The following is a 21,031-nucleotide window of genomic DNA, read 5'->3' as shown; positions in this document are numbered from 1 at the left end:
CGGAACTCGGAAGGAGCACGTTCGAAGGGTCGAAAAACGGCCAGAGCAGGAAAGCTCTCGCCGAGGCCGCAACCTGCGCGCGGCGCCGTGATGCCGCCGGACCACGGCGCCGACCGGCGGTCTGTGACCCTTAAACCTTTGGCCAGAACTTGTCGATGGGTTATTTGCGGCGCGCCTTGAAGGGTGCGAGCGCCGACGGGCGGATGTCGCTCAGACCCTCCCAGCGGGCGGCCACCAGGACCGCGGACGCGGCACCGGTGCCGAGCACGGCGCCGGCGATGACGTCGCCGGGGTAGTGAACACCCGTGTGCACGCGTGAGTAGCCCACGGCGCAGGCCAGCAGGCCGAGAGGCAGGGTGGCGGCCGGGAACGCGGTGCCGACGGCCGCTGCGAAGGCGACCGCCGAGGCCGTGTGCCCCGAGGGGAAGGAGGCGGATTCCGGCATGGGCACATGCCGTCCGGGAAACGGCGAGTCCTCCGCGCGGTGGGGGCGCGGTCGCCGGACCAGACGCTTGCCGAGCAGGTTCGCCGTCGCCGAGGCGACACCGATCGCCGCGACTCCGAGGGCCGCGGCGCGACGCGAGCTGCCCGGCCACAGGGCCAGCGCTCCCGCGACCGCGAACGAGATCTTGGAGTGGTCGGCCGCCGCGGACAGCCGCCGCAGCGCGGCGTCCAGTGTGGGTGTTCTGGTGACCGTCACGGCCTCGTAGAGCGCTTGGTCGAGGGCTGCGAGATCGTGCAACAGTCCTCGCGGCACTCGTTGTTCGCGCGGCGGGCAGTCGGTCATCGCTGTGCTCCTGGTTCCTTCTCGCGTGGGTCGGGGGTTCGGTCGAAGGCGAGGCGCACCACCCGTCGCCAGTCGACGGACGGTGCGATGTACGGGGCACCGGGGCGGTGCCGGGGCACACGTACCCGCAGGACGCCCGGCCGAACGGCGCACACGACCGGCGGGGGCAGGGTGAGCGCCTCACCGTCCACGGCCACCGGGATGAGCTCGTCGTCGGACTCGACCACGACCCGGCGGGACGTCAGTGAGGTGATGCCGCTGGCCCGCTCGCCCAGCAGCGCGAGTTCCGCGGCGCGTGCCGCGCTCTCCACCCGGACGGCGATCACGCCGAGCGTGCCCGTGTCGAGCCTGGCTCTGCGGCCGCCGCCGAGCGGATCGGCCCGGGCGTAGGGGTTGTTGCTGACGAGCACGGCCTGCGGGGCCTCCACGACCTGGTCGTCCGTCCGTGCGGTCAGCGGGGCCGCCGCGTCGCCGGTCAGCAGGTCCGGCAACTGCTCGAGCGCCGTGGCCGCCTTGGCCTCACGGTAGTCGGGGCTCTGCACGATCTGCGCGTACGTCCCGAACGACGCCGTGTTGACGAACGGCAGGCCGCCCACCTCCCCCAGGTCGACGCGGAGTTCCACACCGTCGGACAGGGCGTCCAGGCTCTTCGCCGGATCGTCGCGGTCCAGGCCGAGGTCCATGGCGAAGTGGTTGCGGGTCCCGGCGGCCACGACCACGAACGGCAGCCCGTGCTCGGCGGCCACGCTCGCCACCAGGGCCTGGGTGCCGTCGCCGCCCGCCGCGCCGAGCAGGTCCGCGCCCTCGGCGACCGCCTGGCGGGCCAGCGCCACGGGGTCGGGGGCGGTGTCGAGGTCGAGGAGTATCACCCGGGCGCCCAGCGCCTCGGCCCGTTCCACCAGGCCGAACTGGCCGACCTTCCCGCCCCCCGACCGGGGGTTCATGATCAGCACGGCGCGCCGGAACGGCCGGGCGGAGCGGTGACGCATGCCGTGCGGTGAGCGCAGTCGGCGCAGGGCGCTTCTGGCGCAGGCCACCGCGGTGGTCCAGGCCGCCACTGCGGCCACGGCCACCACCCACAGGCCCGAGACCGCGTACAGCACCAGGACGCCGATGGGTGCGCCGATCGCCAGCAGCGCGCCGAACAGGCGGGCCGGGCCGCGGTGCGCCAGGGCCCACCACAGGCCCGCGCCGGCCAGGGCGAGCCCGGCGAGGCCGAGCAGGAGTATCAGCCACTGGCCGGCTCCGGCCAGTACGGCCGCGACGGCGCCGGCCACGCAGAGCAGGGCGAACCGCGCCAGGGCGCGCGCCGACAGGGGTGTTCTGCCGGAGCCGTCCGGCTCCGCCGCACTCGTCGTTCGGGTCGCGTTCAATGTCGATTCCCGTCACGGCCGGATCGGACAGTCGTCGTCGAGCGGGTGAATGGCCTGCACCCCGAAGTGGATCAAGAATACAGGCCCGGGTGTCTCGGCCACGAGGCTATCCCGATTCCCGGAACAGCTTGTTATGACCGCTGTCATGACGGATGCTGCCCGGGAAGGCCAAGCGGGCGAGCGGGAGGAACCGGCATGGTGACGCAGGCGGCACGGGCCATGTGGGAGCGGTTCGAACCGGTCCACGATCTCGTGTACTTCGCGCCCGAGGCCCGCCGGGCCGCGGACGGACTCGGGATGCGCGGATTCTGGATGGGTTACTTCGCGCTGCGCGCGGCGCCCCTGGGGCCGGTGCCCGCCCCGGTCGTCACCGCGTGCTTCTACGTCTTCCACCCCGACCGGGTGGCGCGGGCCCTGCCCGACGCCTGGCAGTACGCCGCTCCGGACGACGTCCTCGACGCGCGGGAGTCGGCCATGGACGCGGCGATGACGCGGCTGTTCGGTCCCGACGCCGTCTCCTCGGCGCGGATGACGGAGGCGGCGGACCTGGCGTGGCGGGCCGCCGAGGCCGCGGACACGGCCGGCCGGCCGCTCGCCGCCGCCAACCAGGCCATCGACCGGCCCCGGCAGTCGTGCGCCCGGCTCTGGCAGGCGCTGACCACGCTGCGGGAGCACCGCGGGGACGGGCACGTCGCCACCCTGGTCGGCCACGGCGTCGCCCCCGTGGCGGCGATGGTGCTCAAGGCGGCCGCCGGGGAGTCCGACGCGGCCCTGCTGCGGGAGGGCCGCAAGTGGGACCAGGCGGACTGGCGGGCGGCCGAGAAGAAGCTGCGAGAGCGGGGCTGGCTGGATGAGGACGGGGGGCTGACCCCGGCGGGCGTCGCGGGGCGCGCGGCGATCGAGGCGCAGACCGACGCGCTGGCCGAAGGACCGTGGAGGACGCTCGGCCAGGAGGACACCGCCCGCCTGGCCGACCTGCTCGACCCCCTGGCGGCCACGATCCGAGACTCCGACCTGCTCCCGGCCGGCAACCCGGTCGGGGTCACCGGCGCGGGGAAGGGCGTGTGACGCTGCGCCGCCCGGGCTTGCGGTCGGGTCATCGCAGGGGCGGACGCGTGAGCGCCGGTCCTCGACCCGCCGGCGCCGCAGGCTGCCGCCCTCTCATCCCGGCGCGGGGACGGCGGTGCATGGGCCGTCGGAGGGCACGTGATCCAGCACCGCCCGGGCTTGCGGTCGGGTCATCGCAGGGGCGGACGCGTGAGCGCCGGTCCTCGACCCGCCGGCGCCGCAGGCTGCCGCCCTCTCATCCCGGCGCGGGGACGGCGGTGCATGGGCCGTCGGACGGCACGTGATCCAGCACCGGCCGGGACCTCGTCCCGCTCACCCCGGCGCCGCGACGGTGGTGCGTTCGTGTTCGGACCAGGCTCGGTCGCGCAGGTCCGGGGAGAGGAGGAGTTCCACCGCCGTGCAGGCGAGTGCCTCAGTCGCCGCCAGCATCACGCGGCGGCCGCGGTCGGACGCCACGGCGGCCGCGAACTCGGGGGTGTGGTCGGAGCCGTCCTCACCCATGACGGCGACGAAGGGGTGGATCGCGGGAACGCGGCCGCTGACGTTGCCGATGTCGGAGGAGCCAAGGAACACGCCGGGCTCCGGAGGCGTGAGGTCGATGCCCGCGCGGGACAGGTGGTGGGCGAACCGTCCGGACAGCACGCCGCTGTCGCGGAAGTGCTCGTAGCGGGGCGTGGCGCGTTCCACCGTGACGGTCGTGTCGGTCGCCCGGGCCACTCCGTGCGCGCAGGTCAGCAGCTCACCCGCGAGGTCCTCGAGCCCGGTGGTCGTCGCGGCGCGCAGCCCGAAGAGCCCTTCGGCGTACTCGGGAACGATGTTCGTCGCCCGGCCGCCGTCGGTGATGATGCCCTGGACGTGCGAGCCCTGCGGCAGTCGCCGCTCGACGACCGCGAGGGTGTTGAACAGCTGGATGAGCGCGGCGAGGGCGTCGATGCCCTCGGTCGGGTTGCCGGTGGGGTGCGCGGCGCGCCCGTGGAAGCCGACGCGGTACTGCGCCTGTGCGGTCAGCGGCGCCCACCGCCAGCTGTGGACTCCCGGGTGGAACATCAGCGCGGCGTCGAGGTCCTCGAAGACGCCCGCGTCGGTCTCGATGACCTTGCCGCCACCGCCCTCCTCGGCGGGGGTTCCCACCGCCCACACGGCGCCGTCCCCGTCGCCCAGCACGGCCCTGGCCGCGAGGGCGGCTCCGAGACCGGCCGCGGCGATGAGGTTGTGGCCGCAGGCGTGCCCGAGGCCGGGCAGGGCGTCGTACTCGAGCAGCAGGGCCACGGCCGGCCGCCGGGGCGTTCCCGACCGTGCCGCGAACGCGGTGGGCAGACCGGCCAGGTCGCGCTCGACGGCGAACCCCTCCCGTTCGAGTTCCGCGCTCAGCAACTCGGCCGCCCGGTGTTCCGCGAACGCGTACTCGGGATCGCCGTGCAGCGTCTGTGCCGTCTCCCACAGCCGCTCCGCCCGTACGGCCACCTCGCCCGCCACTCGTCCGACCGCCTCGTCCACAGCGTGCCCCACATCGGCCTCCCGTTCGCCCTCCGCGTCGATGTCGTAGGTGCGGGTTCCAAGGACGAGGAACACCACACCAGGAGCGCTCCCCCGGAAGCGGTGCGTTAGCCCGCAGGGCGCCAGGGCACTCGAGGGCCGTGGCGGATCCGGACCGGGAGCCGCCACTTCCTGGCTGGAGGTGAAGAGCATGGGACACGGCGGAAACGTCATCGACGAGCTGATGACCGACCATCGCGAGGTCGAGGAGATCTTCGGCCGGATCGAGGCCCTGCCGACGGGACACAAGGACCGCAAGGTGTACGCCGATCAGGCCACGATGGAGTTGATCCGGCACTCGGTCGCCGAGGAGGAGTACCTCTACCCGGCCGTGCGCGAGCACGTCGCGGGCGGGAACGCCATCGCGGACAAGGAGATCGAGGACCACTCCGAGGCCGAGCAGATCATGAAGGACCTGGAGAGCTGCGAGGCGGACCACGGTGAGTTCGACCGGCTCATCGGCAAGCTGATGACGGAGGTCCGTTCGCACATCGCCGACGAGGAGGAGAACCTCTTCCCCAAGCTGCGGGCCGCGTGTGCTCCGGAGGCGCTGGACAAGCTCGGCGACAAGATCCGTCAGGCCAAGAAGATGGCGCCGACCCGGCCCCACCCCTCCGCACCGGACACCCCTCCGGCCAACAAGCTGCTCGCACCGGGCGCGGGCCTGGTCGACCGGCTGCGTGACGCGCTCAGCGGCCGCGGCAAGCTCGACCACTGACACAGGCCGCGCCGCGTCACACCCCCGGGAGCCCGCCGTACGACCGGCGGGCTCCCGGGGGTGTGCTTGCGCGTGGTCAGGCGATGAGGGCCCGGCCGGGCTTCAGCAGGTCCAGGAGCTGGTCCTGGTGGAGCGAGGCCACGGGAGCGAGCAGATCGGGGTGGCGCAGGAGTGCCGCGGCACGCCGGTCGGTGGCATCGGGCGCGAGCAGGCGGCGGAAGCGGACCGGTGTGCCGGCCGCGTGGCTGCCCTCGGCGAGCGCGGCCACCGCGAGGCCGGCCAGCTCCGGGTCGGTCAGCAGGGCGGCCGCCCAGCTCGCCACGACCTCGTCGACCCAGGTGCGCCAGGCGTGGGTGTCGTCGTCGCAGTGCGTCCCGGCGTCGGCGCCCGTGATCCAGTCGAGCCGGGAGGATCCGCCGGGGCCCGCGATGCCGACGAGCGCGGCGTCCGTCGGGGTCGGATAGCGCAGCCACGCGGCCACCGTCACGGCCTGGCGTGCCTGTACCTCGCACAGCGCCGAGGCCAGCGCGCCGCCGCTCGCCGGGTAGGCGCGCGTGAGCCATTCCGCGGTCGCCGCGATGAGCGGGGAGAGGTCAGTGAGCACTGCGAGCCGTCCGTACTGCGAGGGAGCTGTGCGAAGACGGTAACTTGCGGCCCCGGCGCGACGACATGACTCTCGGCCGCCCGGACGCGTGGGATCGGCCACACCCACCACGCCGGTCGGCCCGCCGGACACGGACGGTCGGGGGCCCGGGCCTCCGTGCCGGACACCGGACACGTCGAAGGCCCGGCGCCGTGGTGTGCACGGCGTCCGGGCCCGGTGCGGGCGGCGGTGATCAGCCGCCGTCGAGGCGTGCGCGCAGCAGGTTCTTGCCCAGTTCCGCGCCCTTGCGGCTGTCCGCCTGCGCCTTGCGGAACAGGTCGGCCACCTCGCTGTCCTTCTCGCGCTCCGCGTCCTGGATGTAGCTCTCCAGGCGCAGGGCGTTGCTCAGGCATGCCTCGACGTACCAGATGAGGTTGTAGTCCTTGTCCGGCGTACCGGTCACGCCGCCGGTCTCCGTGCTGCTGGTCATTGAGGCCCTCCTCCAGCGGTTGTCGTTCCGGAGAGGCCCGAGTACCCGTCCCGCGCCGGGCAATCAGCCGACGTCCCAGAGGAATCGGTGGGTGTGGATGCCGAAGTAGGGGAAGGACTGGATCTCCCGGACGCCCTCGACGGGCCGTACGACGTCGTTGACGAAGTCGAGGAGCTCGCGCGGGCCGGGGGCGACCACCTCGGCGAACAGGTCGAAGCCGCCGGAGGTCAGCACCGAGTACACGACCTCGTCACGGCGGGCCAGTTCGTCGGCGACCGCGCGCGGGTCGCCGTCGACGGCGATGCCGAGCAGGGCCATGGCCTGCCCGCCCATGGCCATCGGGTCGGTGACGCCCACGACTTGGACGGTCTTGGAGTCCAGCAGCCGCTGCAGGCGCTGGCGGGCCGCCGACGCGGACAGGCCGACCTTGGGGCCGAGGTCGGCGTAGGCGATACGGCCGTCGGTCTGCAGTTCACGCAGGATGGCCCGGTCGATCTCGTCCACGTTCCTCGTTCTCCCTCGTCCGGTCGGCTCGTCCGACCCTATCCGCGGCGAATCGTCGTGCCGGTTCGGCCGGTGTGCGGGCTCACCGCACCAGGTCGGCCAGCGCGGCGGCGAAGTGCTCGGTGTGGGTGTCGACGTCCCGCTCGGTGGTGTCGGGGCACATGAGGGCCATGTTGTGGAACGGGGTCAGGAGGATGCCCCGGTTGGCCAGGTAGAGGTGGAGGAAGTCCTCCAGGACGGGGTCGGCGGCGGCCGCGGACTCGGTGCCGGTGCGCGGCGCCGGGGAGGCGAAGCGGTACTCGGTGCGGGCGCCGAGGCGACTGACCGTCCAGGGCAGGCCGTGGGCGTCGATCCCTGCGCGGACGCCGGCCTCGAAGCGTTCGGAGAGCTTGGCCATGTGGGCGAACGCGTCGTCGGTCAGGACGTGTTCGAGGGTGGCGCGCATCGCGGCCACCGACAGGGCGTTGCCGGCGAGGGTGCCGCCGACGCCGCCCATGTCGATCAGGTCGAGGTCGGTGCGGCCCAGGAGCCGGTCGGCGAGTTCGGCGGACAGACCGTAGGCGCCGGCCGGGATGCCGCCGCCGATCGCCTTGCCGATGGTGAGCAGGTCGGGGTCCAGGTCCCAGGCCGCGGTGCAGCCGCCGGGGCCGGCGGAGAAGGTGTGGGTCTCGTCGTTGATCAGCAGCGTGCCGTGACGGCGGGTCAGTTCGCGGACGCCTTCGAGGTATCCGGGCTCGGGCAGCACGATGCCGATGTTGGTGAGCGCCGGCTCCATGAGGACGGCGGCCACGTCGCCGTGGGCGAGTTCGCGCTCCAGCTGCTCCAGGTCGTTGAACTCCGCGACGCGGCTGGTGAGCGTGACGTCGCACGGGGCACCGACGTTGCCGGGGCGGGCCTCCCCCCGTCCGTCGGGGCCCACCACGATGAGGGACTCGTCGACGCTGCCGTGGTAGCTGTAGCTGTTGAAGAGGATCTTGGGGCGGCCGGTGACGGCGCGCGCGAGCCTGATCGCCCAGCGGTTGGCGTCGGTCGCCGTCAGCGAGAAGCTCCAACGGGCAAGGCCGAAACGGCGGGTGAGCTCCGCGCCGACCCACTCGGCGTCCTCCGTCGGCAGCATCGCGGTGGCGCCGCCGAGATCGGCGAAGCGGTGCTGGACGGCGTCGGCCACGGCGGCCGGCGAATGCCCGGTCATCGCACCCGTGTCGCCCAGACAGAAGTCGATGTACTCGTGCCCGTCGATGTCCGTGACGCGGGCGCCCCGGGCGGCCGCCAGGTAGCGCGGGAAGGAGCCGGCCGTCTTGTTCATCCACGTCATCGGCACCCGCCCGAAGAGGTGGTCGGCGCGCCCGTAGGCGTCCTTCGAACGCGGGCAGCGGCGCACGGCCTCCGCCGTCTCGCGGGCCAGCAGGTCCTGCAGGCGGGAGCGGTCCATGGATCACCTCGGGGCGTGGGCGCGAACGGTCGAACAATCGGACGGTACGACGGAATGAGCGGTCAAGGCAAGACATAGCGATGGATTCGCGCGTCGCAACGATCGAATCGCGCGCCGCGCAGCGCCTGCACCCGGAGGGAAACGCACGAAGGGCGCGACCAGTCCCCCGTTCCGGTCGCGCCCTGCTGGTCGCCGAACTTACGTGACCTGCGGATCCGTTGGATACCGCGTCCGTGCCCGCTGCGAGCACCGCGAGGCTCACCCGTGCACAGGTGAGTCCGGATGATCCCGGTTCGCGCGGTCGAGGACCGGCCCGTTCAGGTCGCCGAGTGCGAGGTGGGCCAGGACGACCTCGTAGAGGTCGCTGCCGCCGGTCAGCAGCTGGCGTTCGAGAACGGGTTCCGCGCTGCGGACATGCTCGCGGACGGTCTGCGCGTGCATGCCGAGGCTCTGGGCCGCGCGCTCGGCGTTGCCTCCGGCGGCGATCCAGGTCCGCAGCGTGCGCCGCAGGTCGCGCGCGTCCGTCTCCAGGCGGGCGAGCAGGTCGTGGGCCCAGGTGCGCAGCGCCGGGCCGGCCAGCAGCTCGGCGAGCCGGGCCCGGTCGGCCTCGGCACGGTCGGGCCGGCGGTCGTCGTCGGCCAGGCCGACCTGGGTGTTGAGCGCGAGGTGGACCACGGCGCGGGCCGTGAGGTCGGAGAAGTCCGCGTCCAGCAGCGCCTCCACGCGTTCCATGCGGGCGCGGACGGTGTTGCGGCTGACGCCCAGCACCTTGGCGGCGCTCACGGCCGTGAACTCCAGACCGAGCCGGGAGGTGGCGAGGAGCTCGGCGCGGGTGTGGTGGGCCAGGGTGTCGAGCGGTTCCAGCAGGGAGGCCGTCCAGGCACGCAGCACGGCCGGGTCCATCAGGCGTTCGGGGTGGGTGCGTTCGGCGTAGACGGCCTGCTTGTCGGGGCGGAAGCGGGCCACGGCGAGCGCGCTGACGGCCTGCCCGTACGCGGTGGCGGTGCGGGCGAGGCTGTGCGGGGCGCTGCCGCCCAGAAGCAGTCCGGGCCACCGCCCGGTGAGGGCGCGCAGCGCTTCGGCGGCGGCGTCGTGCGGGGCCACGACGATGACATGGGCGTCCATCGCGGGGCAGCGCACCACCAGCGCCCGCTCCCGGGTGGCGTCGAGACACTCCTCGGCGATGTGGTCGCGTTCCCTCGCATCGCCTTCCAGGACGTAGACGCACGCGGTGTCCGTGTCGAGCAGGCCGGGCCACAGACCGGCGGCCACGCGGCGCGCGGAGACGGTGTCCTCCACCATCAGCAGTTGCAGGATCGCCAGGCGCAGGTCGGAGGTGGCCCGCCGGAGCCGGTGCGCCGCCTCGTTCGTCTCCCGTGCCCGGAGCAGAAGCGCGACGACCTGTGCGGTGTGGGTGACGATGTCCGAGGCCCGCCGGTCGAAGGGAGTCGTGCGGGACACCGCCAGGACCCCGGCGGTGCCGGAGTGCGGCAGCTCCACGCCGACCAGGCGCAGGTGGCGGCCCGGGTCGCCCCAGGCGGCGGAGGCGATCCGGCCCGCGGTGATCTCCGCGACCAGGTCGGCGTCGAGCGGGACCGGGACCCCCGCGAGCGGGGTGCCGTCGCCGTCGTGGAGACAGGCGGTCCCCCGCACGGCCTGTGCGAGCCAGGCGACGACCCCGTCCACACCGCGCCCGGTGGGCCGCATCTGTTCGAGCAGTTCCCGCGCCCAGGAAGCGTCGGCGGCGGCGCCCGTCGTCTGCTCGGGACGGGCGTCGTCCGTCGGGCCAGTCATGTCGCCCTTCTCCTCGTTCATCGCATCGGCCTCGGCATGTCGCGGGGACGTTACCCCACGAGTGCCCGACGGCCGTACGAGTACCGTCCCGCTGAACCGGGATTCAGGAGCCGCGCTTACCGAAGGCGCCGTCCTCGGCGAAGGCCAGGTCGGCGAAGCGCTCGCCGATGCGCCGGTGGGTGGTCGCGTCGGGGTGGAGGTCGTCGGGCAGCGGCAGTTCGGCGCTGTCGGCCTCGCCGTAGAGGCTCCGGCCGTCGAGGTAGTGCAGGTGCGGGTCGTCGGCTGCGCGCTGCTCGACGATACGGGCCAGTTCCTCGCGGACGACGGTCAGGGTGAGTTTCCCGTTGTCGCGGTCCGCCGGGTCTCCCGCGGCCTGGAAGCGGAGGCGGCCGGCGCTCAGCGCGCTCATGTCCCAGGCGGTGGGGCCCGGTGTGTCCTCGTGGATGGGGCACAGGATGGGCGAGACGACGAGCAGGGGCGCGGTGGGGTGGCCCTCGCGGATGGTGTCGAGGAATCCGTGGACCGCCGGGGTGAAGGCGCGCAGCCGCATCAGGTCGGTGTTGACCACGTTGATGCCGAGTTTGACGCTGATCAGGTCCGCGGGCGTGTCCCGCAGGGTGCGGGCGGTGAAGGGGTCGAGGAGGGCGCTGCCGGCCAGCCCCAGGTTGATCAGTTCGACGCCGGCGAGCGAGGCGGCGAGGGCGGGCCAGGTGGTGGTGGGGCTCGCCGCGTCGGAGCCGTGGCTGATCGAACTGCCGTGATGCAGCCAGACCTTGCGTCCGTGGTCGGGTGCCGGTTCGACGGGAGCGTTCGTGCGCAGGGCCACGAGCCTGGTGGTCTCGTTGTGCGGGAGCCAGATCTCGACGTCCTTGAGCCGGTCGGGCAGGCCGGTGAAGCGGAGGGTGCCGGGCTCGCCGGATCGCAGTTCGGTGCCGCCCGTGCTCATGTCGATGGTGACGGTGTCGCCGCCCGCCACGGAGGCCTGGCCGGCCGGGCGGCCGTCGACGAGGAGGTCGTACAGGCCGTCGGGGCGGGCCGGGGCGCCGGTGTAGGCGCGCTTGAGGGGCAGGGCGTCGAGTTCGACGGCGGTGGCCCGGGTACGGAGGACCAGCCGCACACCGGACGGCTGGGACTCCGCCATCGCCAGCTGTCCGTCGTCGTACTGGGCCCGGGCCCAGGCGGGCAGCCGGTGCGGCAGCACGCCACGCTCGGTGTGCTCCACGTCGATCGCGCCGCGCAGCAGTTCGGCGGTGACGGGCGTGGTGATCCAGTCGTGCTCGGTGTCCATGTCCTCAGCCTGTCGATCAAGGGGTGGGGGTGGCGGGCCAGTTGCGCAGCAGGGCGTCGAGGGCGTCGAGGATGCGCGTCCAGGACTCCTCGGAGCCGGGGGCGCTGTGGCTGAAGCCGCCGGCCGTCTCCAGACTCGAGTAACCATGGAAGACGCTGCCCAAAAGCCGTACGGCGTGCGTCTGTTCCGGCTCCGGCAGGTCGTAGCCGCGCAGGATCGCCCGCGTCATGCGGGCGTGGCGGACGCCCGCGCTCGCGGCCGCCGTCTCGGCATCGAGCGGGAACCGGGCCGCGGTCGCGCGCCCGGGGTGTTCGCGGCCGTAGTCGCGGTAGGCGTTGGCGAAGGCGGCCAGGGCGTCCTTGCCGGCCCGTCCGGCCACCGCGTCGGCGGCCCGGTCGGCGAGTTCCTCCAGGGCGAAGAGGGCGATCCGGGTCTTGAGGTCCTGGGAGTTCTTCACGTGCGAGTACAGACTCGCGACCTTCACGTCGAAGCGCCGGGCCACCTCCGAGACGGTCACGTGCTCGAACCCGACCTCGTCGGCCAGCTCCGCGCCCGCCCGGACCACGCGTTCCGTGGTCAGCCCCATACGCCCCATGGTCAGCCCTCTTCCCTCGCCTGCATCGATTATGCGTTTGCCTAAAGCCTTTAGGCAAATTAGCGTGACATTATGGAACCGCTGACCGAGCAAGAGATCCGCGCCGCCTTCGTGAACTGCACCAAGGGCGAGGCGAAGCGGCTGCACGTGCCGCGCGACCTGGCCGACCGCCCCTGGGAGGACCTGGACTACCTCGGCTGGCGCGATCCCCAGGCCCCCGGCCGCGCCTATCTGGCCGCCGAGCTGGACGCCCGTCCCGTGGCCGTCGTGCTGCGCACCTCAGGCGCGGGCTCGTGGCAGACGCGGCGCAGCATGTGCTCGATATGCCTGACCGTCCACTCCGGTGGCGTGTCCCTGATGGTCGCGCCGAAGGCGGGCAGGGCCGGACAGCAGGGCAACTCCGTGGGCGCCTACCTCTGTGACGACCTCGCCTGCTCGCTGTACGTGCGCGGGAGGAAGGACGCGGACGCCGGCGGGCGGATGCACGAGACGATCACACTGGAGGAGAAGATCCGGCGCACCGTGGCCAACCTCGCCGCGTTCGTCGCCAAGGTGCGCACGGCATAAGCTCGGCGGATGGCGAAGTACTACGACGTGCACCCCGACAACCCCCAGCCGCGCACCATCTCGCAGGTCGCGGAGAGCATCCGGTCGGGGGCGCTCATCGCGTATCCGACCGACTCCTGTTACGCGCTCGGCTGCCGGCTGGGCAGCCGTGACGGCATCGAGCGGATCCGCACCATCCGCCACCTGGACGACCGGCACCACTTCACCCTTGTGTGCCAGGACTTCGCGCAGCTCGGCCAGTTCGTGCGGATCGACAACGACGTGTTCCGCGCCATCAAGGCGTCGACGCCCGGCAGCTACACCTTCATCCTGCCGGCGACCCGGGAGGTGCCGCGCATGCTGCAGCACCCGAAGAAGAAGACGGTCGGCGTCCGCATCCCCGACCACGTCGTCACCCAGGCCCTCCTCGCCGAACTGGGCGAACCCCTGCTGTCCAGCACGCTGCTCCTGCCCGACGAGGAGGAGCCGATGACGCAGGGCTGGGAGATCAAGGACCGGTTGGACCATGTCCTCGACGGGGTGGTGGACTCCGGGGAGTGCGGTACCGAACCGACCACCGTCATCGACTTCTCCGGCGGCGAGGCCGAGATCATCCGGCGGGGCGCCGGGGACGTCACACGGTTCGAATGAGCCCCTCCGCCTGAGTCAGGGGTCGTGTCGGCCGGGTCGGTGGCACGTGCAACGATGACCGGGCCCGGCCCGCGGGGCCGCGCAGTTGGTCGTCGCCGAGCACACAGAGAGGCACCCCCCATGACCTCCGTACAGGGAACAGCCATCGACATCGCCACCGAGGACGGCGTCGCGGATGCCTATCTGACGCATCCCGACGACGGCCTGCCCCACCCCGGCGTACTCCTCTACATGGACGCCTTCGGCCTGCGTCCGCATCTCGAGTCGATGGCGGACCGGCTGGCCGAAGCCGGCTACACGGTCCTGGTGCCCAACGTCTTCTACCGGCACGGCCGCTCACCGGTGTTCGACCTGCCCGAGTTCATCGATCCCGCGGCCCGGCCGCAGATCTGGGAGCAGGTCGGCCCGGTGCTGATGTCCCACACCTCGGACCTCGCCATACGGGACGCGGGCACCTATCTGCGGTGGCTGGCCGACTCCCCGCTCGTGGCCGACGGCAAGGTCGCGGTGACCGGCTACTGCATGGGCGCGCGGCTGGCGCTGTACACGGCCGGCAGTTACCCGGACCGGGTCGCGGCGATGGCCGGCTTCCACGGCGGCCACCTGGCCACGGACGCGCCGGACAGCCCGCACACGGTGGCCGGGAACGTCAGCGGCGAGGTGTACTTCGGACACGCCGACGAAGACTCGTCCATGCCGCCCGAGCAGCAGCGGCTGCTGGAGGAGACCCTCACGGCGGCGGGCGTACGGCATCGCTGCGAGGTCTACCCCGGCGCGCACCACGGGTACACGCAGGCGGACACGGCCGCCTACAACAAGGAAGGCGCCGAGCGGCACTGGGCCGCACTGCTCGACCTTCTGGGACGCACCTTCTGACAGGTCGCCACACCTTCCGACAAGTCGCTTCAGGCGCCCGCGGGTTCGTTCCGCGGGCGCCCGCGTTTTCCCTCATGGCGATCTTATTGACATGCACGCAACCTGAGTGTCACTTTGAGAGCGCTCTCAGAACAGGTACGGACCAACACGGACCAACCCCTCGAGTGACCCCACACACGGAGGTGGAGCGTGCGCCACAAGCTCTCTCGACGGCTGCCGGCCCCCATAGCCGCCGCCGCACTGATCGCCGCGGTGATCGCCGTCCAGTCGCCCACGTCCGCCGAGGCGGCCGTCCCCACGACGATCCCGCTGAAGGTGACCAACAACTCGGGCCGCGGCGACGCGGTCTACGTCTATACGATCGGCACCCTGCTCTCCACGGGCCAGCAGGGCTGGGCGGACGCGAGCGGCACGTTCCACGCGTGGCCGGCGGGCGGCAACCCGCCGACTCCCGCACCGGACGCGTCGATCCCGGGTCCCGCCGCCGGGCAGTCGAAGACGATCCGGATCCCCAAGTTCTCCGGCCGGGTCTACTTCTCCTACGGCCAGAAGCTGGTGTTCAAGCTGACCACCGGCGGTCTGGTGCAGCCCGCCGTGCAGAACCCGACCGACCCCAACCACGACATCCTCTTCAACTGGTCGGAGTACACGCTCAACGACTCCGGTCTGTGGATCAACAGCACGCAGGTCGACATGTTCTCGGCGCCCTACGCGGTGGGCGTGCAGCGGGCCGACGGGAGCACGGTCTCCACCGGGCACCTCAAGTCGGGCGGGTACAACGGCGTTCTCAACGACCTGCGCGGCAGGTCGGGCGGCTGGGCCGGGCTGATCCAGACCCGCTCCGACGGCACCGTGCTGCGCGCGCTGTCCCCCGGCCACGGGCTGGAGTCCGGCGCTCTCCCGGCGTCCGTCATGGACGACTACATCAACCGCGTCTGGCAGAAGTACGCCTCGTCCACCCTGACCGTCACCCCGTTCACCGACCAGCCGAACACCAAGTACTACGGCCGGGTCTCGGGTGGGGTCATGAACTTCACCAACGGCTCCGGCGCGGTCGTCACCAGCTTCCAGAAGCCGGACGCCGACAGCGTCTTCGGCTGCCACAAGCTGCTCGACGCCCCCAACGACCAAGTCCGCGGCCCCATTTCGCGCACACTGTGCGCGGGCTTCAACCGCACCACGCTCCTGACCAACACCAACCAGCCGGACACCTCCTCGGCGAACTTCTACCAGGACGCGGTGACCAACCAGTACGCCCGCGCCATCCACGCGCAGATGGCCGACGGCAAGGCCTACGCGTTCGCCTTCGACGACGTCGGCAACCACGAGTCGCTCGTCCAGGACGGCAGCCCGCAGCAGGCGTATCTGACGCTCGACCCGTTCAACTGATGCCGAAGGGCCTCACCCCGTGCGGGGTGAGGCCCTTGTGCCGGTGCGGAGGGATCAGCTGGTCGTCAGGGCGGTGTCGTCGACGACGAAGCTGGTCTGGAGCGAGGAGTCCTCGACACCGCTGAACTTCAGGGTGACGGTCGAGCCCGCCAGGGACGACAGGTCGAAGGACTTCTGGGCGTAGCCGGAGGCGGCGTTGAGGTTCGAGTACGTCGCCAGGGTGGTCGAACCGGCGGTGACCGTCAGCTTGTCGTACGCGGTGCTGCTGGTGGTCTCCGACGTGTCGATGTGCAGATAGAACGTGAGCGTCGCCTTGCAGCCGCTCGGGATGGTCACCGACTGCGACAGGGTGTCGGTGTGGGTGGAGCCGTACCCGTCCAGCCAGGCGTAGTACGAGCCGCCGTGGGCGCTCTCACCGGTGGAGTTGGTGATGACCCCGCTGGAGGCGGTCCAGGTGGTGTTGCCCGACTCGAAGCCCTGGTTGCCCAGGAGTTGGGCCGAGGTGCAGGTGCCACCGCCGCTGGAGCTCACCGTCCAGGTGAAGGAGGCGGTGCCGGTCGCGCCCGTGCTGTCGGTCACCGTGACGGTCGTGCTGTAGGTGCCGGCCGTGGTCGGGGTGCCGGAGACGACGCCGGTGGAGCTGTTGATCGACAGGCCCGTCGGCAGTCCGCCGGCGGCGTACGTCAGCGAGCCGCTGTTGGTGCTGCTGGCCGAGATCTGCAGGCTCACCGCGGTGCCGACGGTGGAGGACTGGCTGCCCGGGTTGGTGACCGTGACGCCCGACGAGGGCGGGGTGATGTGGCTGCCGACGTTGATGCCGGCGAAGGCGTTGCCCACCCCGGCGTACTGGGTGGAGCCGGTGCCGTACAGCGCGGCTGCGGCGTTCAGGGCGGCGGTGCGGGCACCGGCGTAGTTGGTGCTGGACGTCATGTACGTCGTCAGCGCCTTGTACCAGATCTGCAGGGCCGCGGCCCGGCCGATGCCGGTGACGGCGACGCCGTCGGAGGTCGGGCTGTTGTAGGTGACGCCGTTGATCGTCTTGGTGCCGCTGCCCTCGGACAGCAGGTAGAACATGTGGTTGGCCGGACCCGAGGAGTAGTGCACGTCGAGGTTGCCGACACCCGAGTACCAACTGTCCGCGGAGCCGCCGTCCTTGCTCGGCTTGTCCATGTAACGCAGCGGCGAGCCGTCGCCGTTGATGTCGATCTTCTCGCCGATGAGGTAGTCACCGACGTCGCTGCTGTTGTTGGCGTAGAACTCCACGCCGGTGCCGAAGATGTCGGAGGTCGCCTCGTTCAGGCCGCCGGACTCGCCGCTGTAGTCCAGGCCCGCGGTGTTGGAGGTGACACCGTGGCTCATCTCGTGGCCGGCCACGTCCAGCGAGGTGAGGGCGTGGGTGCCGCCCGAGCCGTCGCCGTAGGTCATGCAGAAGCAGCTGTCGTCCCAGAAGGCGTTGACGTAGCTGCTGCTGTAGTGGACGCGGGAGTAGGCGGCGACACCGTCGTTCTTGATGCCGGAGCGGCCGAACGTGTTCTTGTAGAAGTCCCAGGTCATCTGGGCGCCGTAGGCGGCGTCCGCGCCGGCGGTCTGGGTGTTGGAGCCGGATCCGGTGCCCCAGACGTCGTCGGAGTCCGTCATCAGGGTGCCGGTGCCCGAGGTGCCGTTGTTCAGGTTGTACGTCTTGTGGCCGCCGCGCGTGGTGTCGTACAGCTGGTACGTCGAACCCGAAAGCGTCGTGTTCAGCGTGACCGTGCCGCTGTACTGGGTGTTGCCGGTGCCGGTCTCGATCGCCTGGAAGCGGTGGAGTTCCTTGCCCGTGGTGGCGTCGGTGATGACGTGCAGCCGGCTGGGGGTGCCGTCGTCCTGGAAGCCGCTGACGACGGTCTCCCAGGCGAGCCTCGGGGTGCCCGTGCCCGCCCAGATGACCTTGCGGGCGCTGTCGGCCTTGGGCTGCTTGGCGTCCAGGGCCTTGGCCGCCGTGAGGGCCTTCGTCTCGGCGGCCGACTTGGCGACGTCCGCCGTGGTCGAGGCGACCTTGATGGTGTGCTTGTTGTTGAACGTCGTACTCACCGTGCCGGCCGCGAGGGAGGCGGGCGGGGTGTGCACGACCAGGTCGCCGCCGAGGACGGGCAGCCCGGCGTAGGTGCGCTCGTAACGGGTGTGCACCGTGCCGTCGTTGTCCTTGACGACGTCCTTGACGACCAGCTTCTCCTTGGCGCCCAGGCCGAGGGTGCGGGCGGTCGTGCCGGCCTTCCCGGACGCGCTCCTGATCAGAGCGGTGCGCTGGGCCGGGGAGAGCTTCGCCTCCAGGCCCCCGGTACGCAGGGGGGTGGGGTGGGGGGCTGCGGGCTGCGCGTTCGCCGGGACCGACTGGATGCCGACGGCGAGGAAGGCGGCGGTGGAGAGCAGGGCTCCCACCGCGGTCCGCTTGCGGGGAATGCGTCTCACTCGTTCTCCTACTGCGGTGGCCGCGTGGGGCGGCCGATGACAGACCGGACAGACGGGCGTACTGACCGGGACGAGCCGAGCTGTGCGGGACCGACTGCGTGTCGAGAACGTGGGGGGTGTGTGCGGCGGTTGGAGGGAGAATGGCAGGTTGACCGTGGCATGTCAGCGACGTCGGGGCTAATCGAGGGTTATCCCTCTGCGCCGGGGACATCGCGCGGGAAACCCCGAACTCCTCCTGATACGAAGTGATTTCACCTTCATGAGGATCTCGGTCAACTTCGCGGAAGGGGCGCCGAAGGCGTCCCGCGGCCGTCGGAGGCGGAAATCGGTTGCGGCGTGGTCGTCGGGCCGGGTGGGGTGACTCCATGGACGGCGTCGCCGAGGAAGCGCAACGGAGCGGGCCGGGACGGGAGGGTGCGCTCGTCCCGCGACCGGCCGCGTGGCGCGGGACGGCGGTGCTGGCGGCGCTGATGCTGGCCGCGTTCACCTTCAACACCGCGGAGAACCTGCCCGTCGGACTCCTGGAGCCCATCTCCCGGGACCTCGGCGTGTCGGTGTCGGCGGTCGGGCTGCTGGTCACCGGCTACGGCGCGACGGTCGCCGTCGCGTCCCTGCCGCCGGCCCACGGCGTACGGACCGTGCCCCGGCGCCATGTGCTCACGGGCGTGCTGGGCGCGCTGGTGCTGTCCAGCGCGGCGGCGGCGTCGGCGACCTCGTACGGGGTGCTCCTCGCGGCGCGGCTGCTGACCGCTCTCGCCCAGGCGCTGTTCTGGGCGGTCATGGGCCCGGTCGCGGTGGGGCTGTTCGCTCCCGGGGTCCGTGGCCGTGTCGTCGGGGCCCTGTCCGTCGCGGGTTCCCTCGCGCTGGTGCTCGGTGTGCCCTTCGGGACCTGGCTGGGCCGGTGGAGTCGCTGGCAGCTGCCGGTCGGCACGCTCGCGGTTCCGGCGCTCGTCTGCCTCGTGACGGTCGCCGCCCTGCTGCCGACCTCGCGCCCCGAAGAGTGGTTCGGTTTGAAGGGGCGCGGAACGACGCCACGGCGCCCCGTCCCACGTCGACGGGTGTGCCCCTAGGCTTGCAGCCCGGACCGGAACGGCTTGAGGAGTGCAGACGTGTTCGACCCCGCGGTGGAGTGCCCCTATCCCGACGGTGACCGGCCCGACGCGGCGCCCGAGCCGCACGCGCTGCTCGCACCCGTGCTCGGGTTCCTGGGCCGGTGGCACGGGCGGGGCCACGGCGGCTATCCCACGCTCGACGGGGACTTCGCGTACGCCCAGAACGTCGTCCTCAGCCACGACGGCCGGCCCTTCCTGCGCTACGAGGCACAGGCCTGGCTGCTGGACGCGGACGGTACGCCGCTGCGGCCGGCGGCGCGGGAGAGCGGCTGGTGGCGGCTGCAGCCCGACGGGCGGGTGGAGGCGCTGATCACCCAGCCCACCGGCATCGCCGAGATCGCGGTCGGCCGCGCGGCCGAGGGCACCGTCGAACTCGCGACACACCAGGTGGCGCTCACCCCGACCGCCAAGCGCGTCGACGCCACCGGCCGCCGCTACACCCTGACCGACGACGGCACGCTCGCGTTCGAACACGAGCTCGCGGCCGTCGGCCTGCCGTTGCAGCATCACCTCTCCGCGACCCTGCGGCGCGTGAAGTAGAGCGTCACGGGGCCGAAGGTCCTCACCGGCGGGCCGCACGGGAGTCGCCGCCGGGACCCCTGGCGCCCATGATGGAGGAACAGACACCTGGCTCTCCGGGTGCGCATCCGCGGAGGTGGACCGACGACGTCGCCGGGCTTTCGGGCGGCGTGCGGCGCGTGACGCCGGGATCGAAGGCCGGCCTCCGCCCGGGGAGAGAGGGAGGAAGCCATGAAGATCGCAGTGCTGACCGGCGGCGGTGACTGCCCCGGTCTCAACGCCGTCATCCGCAGCGTCGTCCGTAAGGGCGTGCAGGACTACGGCTTCGAGTTCGTCGGTGTGCGCGACGGCTGGCTCGGCGCGCTGCGCAACAACATGATTCCGCTGGACGTCTCCGCGGTGCGCGGCATCCTGCCGCGCGGCGGAACCATCCTCGGTTCCTCCCGCACCAACCCGTTCAAGCACGAGGACGGGGTGCGGCGCATCCGGGACACCCTGGCCGCACACGACGTCGAGGCGATGATCGTGATCGGCGGCGAGGACACGCTCGGTGCGGCCACGGAGCTGAGCCGTCAGGGCATCAAGCTGGTCGGCGTACCCAAGACCATCGACAACGACGTGGCCGGCACCGACTACACCTTCGGCTTCGACACCGCCGTCGGCATCGCGACCGAGGCCATCGACCGGCTGCACACCACGGCCGAGTCGCACATGCGGACCCTGGTGGTGGAGGTGATGGGCCGGCACTCCGGCTGGATCGCCCTGCACGCCGGCGTCGCGGGCGGCGCCAACGTGATCCTCCTGCCGGAGCGGCCGTTCGACGTCGACCAGGTCTGCGCGTGGGTGAAGAAGCGCTTCGAGATCAACTACGCCCCGATCGTCGTCGCCGCCGAGGGAGCCGTTCCCAAGGAGGGCGAGATGGTCCTCAAGGACCGGTCGCGGGACGAGTACGGCCATGTGCGCCTGTCCGGCATCGGCGAATGGCTCGCCCGCGAGATCGAGGGACGCACCGGCACGGAGGCCCGAACCACGGTCCTCGGCCACGTCCAGCGCGGCGGCACCCCGAGCGCCTTCGACCGCTGGCTGGCCACGCGCTTCGGCCTGCATGCCGTGGACGCGGTCAGGGACGGGGCCTTCGGCACCATGGTCGCCCTGCGCGGCACCGACATCGTCCGTGTCCCGCTCGACGAGACCCGGGGCAGGATCAAGGTGGTCGATCCGGCGCTGTACGACGAGTTCGAGGTGTTCTTCGGCTGACGCGAGGGCCGTTCGACCTCCGCGAGGTGCCCAACGGGCTCTGCCGCGCCACCACGCCGCGCCGC

General features: G+C 72.0%; 19 protein-coding genes and 1 pseudogene. 9 read left to right on the top strand and 11 right to left on the bottom strand.

Annotated features, from left to right (window positions below; genetic code table 11):
• Positions 1–160: 160 nt before the first annotated feature.
• Both ACQF4J_RS42790 and ACQF4J_RS42785 read right to left on the bottom strand, forming a co-directional pair.
• A complete protein-coding gene (locus ACQF4J_RS42790) occupies positions 161–787 on the bottom strand; it encodes a phosphatase PAP2 family protein (RefSeq protein ID WP_351581298.1) in 627 nt (208 codons plus the stop codon).
• On the bottom strand, positions 784–2,160 hold the full coding sequence (locus ACQF4J_RS42785) for a diacylglycerol/lipid kinase family protein (RefSeq protein ID WP_427168205.1): 1,377 nt from the start codon (positions 2,158–2,160) through the stop codon (positions 784–786). The genes ACQF4J_RS42790 and ACQF4J_RS42785 overlap by 4 nt, the downstream gene beginning before the upstream one ends.
• Before the next feature lie 195 nt (positions 2,161–2,355).
• On the opposite strand from ACQF4J_RS42785, the gene ACQF4J_RS42780 reads away from it, so the two are divergent.
• On the top strand, positions 2,356–3,228 hold the full coding sequence (locus ACQF4J_RS42780; protein ID WP_427168204.1) for an SCO6745 family protein: 873 nt from the start codon (positions 2,356–2,358) through the stop codon (positions 3,226–3,228).
• A 312-nt stretch (positions 3,229–3,540) separates the two neighbouring features.
• Here ACQF4J_RS42780 and ACQF4J_RS42775 read toward each other — a convergent pair whose 3' ends face one another.
• The gene (locus tag ACQF4J_RS42775; protein ID WP_427168684.1) at positions 3,541–4,737 is read right to left on the bottom strand and encodes an amidohydrolase; all 1,197 of its coding nucleotides are present in this window, start codon (positions 4,735–4,737) and stop codon (positions 3,541–3,543) included.
• Positions 4,738–4,915: 178 nt separating this feature from the next.
• Between ACQF4J_RS42775 and ACQF4J_RS42770 the strand changes: the two genes are divergently transcribed.
• Positions 4,916–5,482, top strand: a complete 567-nt coding sequence (locus ACQF4J_RS42770; RefSeq protein ID WP_351581302.1) for a hemerythrin domain-containing protein — start codon at positions 4,916–4,918, stop codon at positions 5,480–5,482.
• A gap of 76 nt (positions 5,483–5,558) precedes the next feature.
• Here ACQF4J_RS42770 and ACQF4J_RS42765 read toward each other — a convergent pair whose 3' ends face one another.
• From ACQF4J_RS42765 to ACQF4J_RS42735, 7 genes are all read right to left on the bottom strand, one after another.
• Complete coding sequence (locus ACQF4J_RS42765) at positions 5,559–6,086, bottom strand: hypothetical protein (RefSeq protein WP_351580996.1); 528 nt, start codon at positions 6,084–6,086, stop codon at positions 5,559–5,561.
• A 232-nt stretch (positions 6,087–6,318) separates the two neighbouring features.
• Positions 6,319–6,555 (bottom strand): hypothetical protein, encoded by a 237-nt coding sequence (locus ACQF4J_RS42760; protein WP_351580994.1) that lies wholly within the window; start codon positions 6,553–6,555, stop codon positions 6,319–6,321.
• 63 nt (positions 6,556–6,618) lie between these two features.
• A complete protein-coding gene (locus ACQF4J_RS42755; RefSeq protein ID WP_351580992.1) occupies positions 6,619–7,059 on the bottom strand; it encodes an Lrp/AsnC family transcriptional regulator in 441 nt (146 codons plus the stop codon).
• 82 nt (positions 7,060–7,141) lie between these two features.
• Positions 7,142–8,491 carry a transaminase gene (locus ACQF4J_RS42750; RefSeq protein WP_351805649.1) on the bottom strand — a complete coding sequence of 450 codons (1,350 nt, stop codon included), beginning with the start codon at positions 8,489–8,491 and terminating at the stop codon, positions 7,142–7,144.
• 258 nt (positions 8,492–8,749) lie between these two features.
• On the bottom strand, positions 8,750–10,285 hold the full coding sequence (locus ACQF4J_RS42745) for a helix-turn-helix domain-containing protein (protein WP_351805651.1): 1,536 nt from the start codon (positions 10,283–10,285) through the stop codon (positions 8,750–8,752).
• A 103-nt stretch (positions 10,286–10,388) separates the two neighbouring features.
• Positions 10,389–11,573, bottom strand: coding sequence for a GDSL-type esterase/lipase family protein (locus ACQF4J_RS42740; RefSeq protein WP_351580988.1), 1,185 nt, complete (start codon positions 11,571–11,573; stop codon positions 10,389–10,391).
• Positions 11,574–11,589: 16 nt separating this feature from the next.
• The gene (locus ACQF4J_RS42735; protein ID WP_427168203.1) at positions 11,590–12,168 is read right to left on the bottom strand and encodes a TetR/AcrR family transcriptional regulator; all 579 of its coding nucleotides are present in this window, start codon (positions 12,166–12,168) and stop codon (positions 11,590–11,592) included.
• Between the two features lie 72 nt (positions 12,169–12,240).
• Here ACQF4J_RS42735 and ACQF4J_RS42730 point away from each other — a divergent pair, with 72 nt between their 5' ends.
• The 4 genes from ACQF4J_RS42730 (at position 12,241) to ACQF4J_RS42715 (ending at position 15,630) form a co-directional block, all read left to right on the top strand.
• Entirely contained in the window at positions 12,241–12,735 is a 495-nt protein-coding gene (locus ACQF4J_RS42730) for an FBP domain-containing protein (RefSeq protein WP_351580984.1), read from the top strand.
• A 9-nt stretch (positions 12,736–12,744) separates the two neighbouring features.
• Positions 12,745–13,365 (top strand): L-threonylcarbamoyladenylate synthase, encoded by a 621-nt coding sequence (locus ACQF4J_RS42725; protein WP_249837811.1) that lies wholly within the window; start codon positions 12,745–12,747, stop codon positions 13,363–13,365.
• Positions 13,366–13,485: 120 nt separating this feature from the next.
• Entirely contained in the window at positions 13,486–14,241 is a 756-nt protein-coding gene (locus ACQF4J_RS42720; protein WP_351580982.1) for a dienelactone hydrolase family protein, read from the top strand.
• 189 nt (positions 14,242–14,430) lie between these two features.
• Positions 14,431–15,630: a glycoside hydrolase family 64 protein gene (locus tag ACQF4J_RS42715; RefSeq protein WP_427168201.1), complete on the top strand. Its 1,200-nt coding sequence runs from the start codon at positions 14,431–14,433 to the stop codon at positions 15,628–15,630.
• A gap of 54 nt (positions 15,631–15,684) precedes the next feature.
• Here the strand turns inward: ACQF4J_RS42715 and ACQF4J_RS42710 are convergent, their stop codons facing one another.
• Positions 15,685–18,078 carry a M4 family metallopeptidase gene (locus tag ACQF4J_RS42710; protein WP_427168200.1) on the bottom strand — a complete coding sequence of 798 codons (2,394 nt, stop codon included), beginning with the start codon at positions 18,076–18,078 and terminating at the stop codon, positions 15,685–15,687.
• 470 nt (positions 18,079–18,548) lie between these two features.
• On the opposite strand from ACQF4J_RS42710, the pseudogene ACQF4J_RS42705 reads away from it, so the two are divergent.
• The 3 genes and pseudogenes from ACQF4J_RS42705 to ACQF4J_RS42695 all read left to right on the top strand — a co-directional run.
• Positions 18,549–19,118 (top strand): annotated as a pseudogene (locus tag ACQF4J_RS42705) (MFS transporter); the annotation flags it as partial.
• A 69-nt stretch (positions 19,119–19,187) separates the two neighbouring features.
• The gene (locus tag ACQF4J_RS42700) at positions 19,188–19,730 is read left to right on the top strand and encodes an FABP family protein (RefSeq protein WP_351805665.1); all 543 of its coding nucleotides are present in this window, start codon (positions 19,188–19,190) and stop codon (positions 19,728–19,730) included.
• A 210-nt stretch (positions 19,731–19,940) separates the two neighbouring features.
• Positions 19,941–20,966, top strand: coding sequence for a 6-phosphofructokinase (locus ACQF4J_RS42695; RefSeq protein ID WP_351580970.1), 1,026 nt, complete (start codon positions 19,941–19,943; stop codon positions 20,964–20,966).
• Positions 20,967–21,031: the final 65 nt, after the last annotated feature.

Origin of the sequence: Streptomyces sp. C1-1, assembly GCF_050214755.1 — a bacterium.
Lineage (GTDB): Bacteria > Actinomycetota > Actinomycetes > Streptomycetales > Streptomycetaceae > Streptomyces.
This window is presented reverse-complemented; position numbering and strand designations above follow the sequence as displayed.

Coding starts and splice junctions, on each gene's coding strand:
- ACQF4J_RS42735 (WP_427168203.1), bottom strand. CDS start 12,168: ATGGGGCGTATGGGGCTGACCACGGAACGCGTGGTCCGGGCGGGCGCG.
- ACQF4J_RS42750 (WP_351805649.1), bottom strand. CDS start 8,491: ATGGACCGCTCCCGCCTGCAGGACCTGCTGGCCCGCGAGACGGCGGAG.
- ACQF4J_RS42720 (WP_351580982.1), top strand. CDS start 13,486: ATGACCTCCGTACAGGGAACAGCCATCGACATCGCCACCGAGGACGGC.
- ACQF4J_RS42730 (WP_351580984.1), top strand. CDS start 12,241: ATGGAACCGCTGACCGAGCAAGAGATCCGCGCCGCCTTCGTGAACTGC.
- ACQF4J_RS42745 (WP_351805651.1), bottom strand. CDS start 10,285: ATGACTGGCCCGACGGACGACGCCCGTCCCGAGCAGACGACGGGCGCC.
- ACQF4J_RS42790 (WP_351581298.1), bottom strand. CDS start 787: ATGACCGACTGCCCGCCGCGCGAACAACGAGTGCCGCGAGGACTGTTG.
- ACQF4J_RS42770 (WP_351581302.1), top strand. CDS start 4,916: ATGGGACACGGCGGAAACGTCATCGACGAGCTGATGACCGACCATCGC.
- ACQF4J_RS42725 (WP_249837811.1), top strand. CDS start 12,745: ATGGCGAAGTACTACGACGTGCACCCCGACAACCCCCAGCCGCGCACC.
- ACQF4J_RS42780 (WP_427168204.1), top strand. CDS start 2,356: ATGGTGACGCAGGCGGCACGGGCCATGTGGGAGCGGTTCGAACCGGTC.
- ACQF4J_RS42760 (WP_351580994.1), bottom strand. CDS start 6,555: ATGACCAGCAGCACGGAGACCGGCGGCGTGACCGGTACGCCGGACAAG.
- ACQF4J_RS42695 (WP_351580970.1), top strand. CDS start 19,941: ATGAAGATCGCAGTGCTGACCGGCGGCGGTGACTGCCCCGGTCTCAAC.
- ACQF4J_RS42740 (WP_351580988.1), bottom strand. CDS start 11,573: ATGGACACCGAGCACGACTGGATCACCACGCCCGTCACCGCCGAACTG.